The following is a 2549-nucleotide window of genomic DNA, read 5'->3' on the forward strand; positions in this document are numbered from 1 at the left end:
GTTGAATTTCCTTGGGATAAATACAGTCAAATCATTGTAAGAAACTTTGTTTCTGGTGCCATGGAAAATACTTCAGCCGTTGTTTTTGGAGATTTTGTTTACAGAACGGAAGCAGAAGCATTGGATAAGAATAGTGATGACATCATAGCGCATGAATTATTTCACCACTGGTTTGGAGATTTGTTGACCTGTGAGAGTTGGTCGAACTTGCCCTTGAACGAGTCTTTTGCCAATTATTCACAGTATTTATGGGATGAGTTCAAATATGGAAAGGAAGAAGCTGCCTACAATGCCCAACAAGAAGCATTTGGTTTTTATAACTCTGCACAGTTTGCCGGTCATCATAACATGATATGGTTCGATTATGAAAACAAAGAAGACATGTTTGATGGTCATTCTTACAACAAGGGTGGTCGTATTTTACACATGTTGCGTACTTACTTGGGAGATGAATTATTCTTTGATGCGATTCAATATTATTTAGAAGAGAATAGCTATCAAACGGTTGAGATTCACAATCTGAGATTGGCTTTTGAAAAGGTGAGTGGTGAGGATTTAAACTGGTTTTTTAACCAGTGGTTTTTTGATGACCACGTGCCTAATTTAATTGTGAATCATGAAGTGAAAGACAGCATTTTAAAAGTGAAAATTCATCAAAATCAAAATTTGATGAAAGCTCCGCTATACCAATTGCCTTTAAAATTTATGGTGTACACCTCAAAAGGGAATTATACCTATAATATTCGCATAGAGGATGAGTACGAAGTATTCGAATTTCCTTTAGATGGAAGCTTGGAGAATTATATTTTGGACAGTGATAATAGCTTATTAGCTGAGGTTAAGACAGACAAACCAGATGCGTTTTGGGTAAATCAATATCGTCAGCGAGAGAATTATTTAGACAGGTATGAGGTGTTGCAAGTCGTAAGGGAAAGTTCTTCAGAAGCCTTGAAAAACATTGTGGTGGAAGCTTTGAATGATCCTTTCTGGGCCGTGCGTTACGAAGCATTGACCATGGTTGGTAAACTCAATAAAGATCAACGTAAAAAAGCATTGAACCTCATCGCTGAATTAGCGTTAAAGGATAGTAAACCTCAGGTAAAACAACGAGCGCTGCATGTATTGAGGTATAAGGAAAAGAAGTCGAAATTACAGGCCTTGTGCGTTCAACTTTTAAAAGAAGATGCTTCTTGGATGGTGAAAGGTGAGGCGTTGAGCGTTTTGGGGGGATTACAGCCCAAATTAGCCTTAGAGTGGGCTGCTAAATTTGAAAATGAACAAGCCAATTCTATTCTTATTGCCATTGCAGATTTATACGCAGAAATCGGTAAAGAGGAACAGTTGAAATTCTTTACGTCACATTTAAATACCAATACAATGAATGATGGAACCTACAGCGCAATGTTGGGTGCCTTTACCTTGTATTTGAAAGATGAAGATATTGCTGTTTTAGCTGATAACTGGAAAATCTACAAACAAGTAGCAGAACGCAAATTAGGCGATGCGGAAAAGTTTGTTCCACTTTACCTAAGGTCTTTAGTCGGACTCATGGAGTTCAGAGCACAAGAACTACAAAACGAAATAGACACTTTACGCAAAAACAACGATGTTGCCATCGCCGCTCAAAAGCAAAAAGTTTTGAATGTTGTGCTTGTAGAAATTAAAGCAGCTAGAGCTTATTTGTCAAGTTCTCATGAGGTAAAATAAAATTAAACATAGGTTATCGAGCGGAGCGCCGTGCAGAGCGGAGTCGAGGTATCGAGATAAGCGCTAAATGTAGAATGATTTTTAAGCTGAAATTAAGGTGATGTCAACTCCATGTGATTGCCATGTTGGGCATTTGCTATATTAATTCAAGAGTGGTTTAGAATTGATTAAAAAGATAGAAATGAGCGAGTTCGCAGAAATATTAAGAGAAAAACTAGAAGCTCAGCGCAAAGAGAGCACCGCAGAAAAAATGAGTGCTTATCTAAAAAACAAGTTTGCATCTTTTGGTATAAAATCACCGCAGCGAAGAGTCATTCAAAAAGAATTCTTTGCCCTGCTTCCGTTAAAAGATGCAGATTTTGATTACCGTGCTTTGGTAAAAGAGTTGTGGGATTTTTCCGAGCGTGAAGCCCAATACATTGCCCAAGAGCTTTTCGCCAAACAACAAAAGAAATTTCACCATCCCGATGATTTGGCGTTCATCGAATTTTTGTTGACCCACAAAGATTGGTGGGATAGTGTAGATTTTATTGCTGCAACCATACTCGGTTTCCATTGTAAAAAATACCCCGAACAAATTCCTTACATGGTAGAACGATTCACAGCGTCTGGACATTTGTGGTTACAGCGTTCAACTTTGATTTTCCAATTAAAGTATAAAGACGATGTAGATTTTGACTTGCTCAAACAACAAATCTTGACTTTAAAAGGAGACAAAGAATTCTTTATTCAAAAAGCCATAGGTTGGAGTTTGCGTCAATATTCTAAGTATAACCCAGAAGCCGTAAAAGCCTTTTTGGAGCAACATGAATTTTCTACCTTGGCCAGAAGAGAGGGGAGTA

At 37.8% G+C, this 2549-nt stretch carries 2 protein-coding genes; both read left to right on the top strand.

Features of this window, described 5'->3' with window-relative positions; all coding sequences use genetic code 11:
- Positions 1-1707: M1 family aminopeptidase (locus R3333_RS13975; protein WP_318959388.1), on the top strand; the 1707-nt coding region annotated here is incomplete at its 5' end.
- 181 nt (positions 1708-1888) lie between these two features.
- On the top strand, positions 1889-2549 hold a 661-nt coding region (locus tag R3333_RS13980; RefSeq protein WP_318959389.1), incomplete at its 3' end, for a DNA alkylation repair protein.

Origin of the sequence: Lishizhenia sp. (genome assembly GCF_033720595.1) — a bacterium.
GTDB lineage: Bacteria > Bacteroidota > Bacteroidia > Flavobacteriales_D > Crocinitomicaceae > Lishizhenia.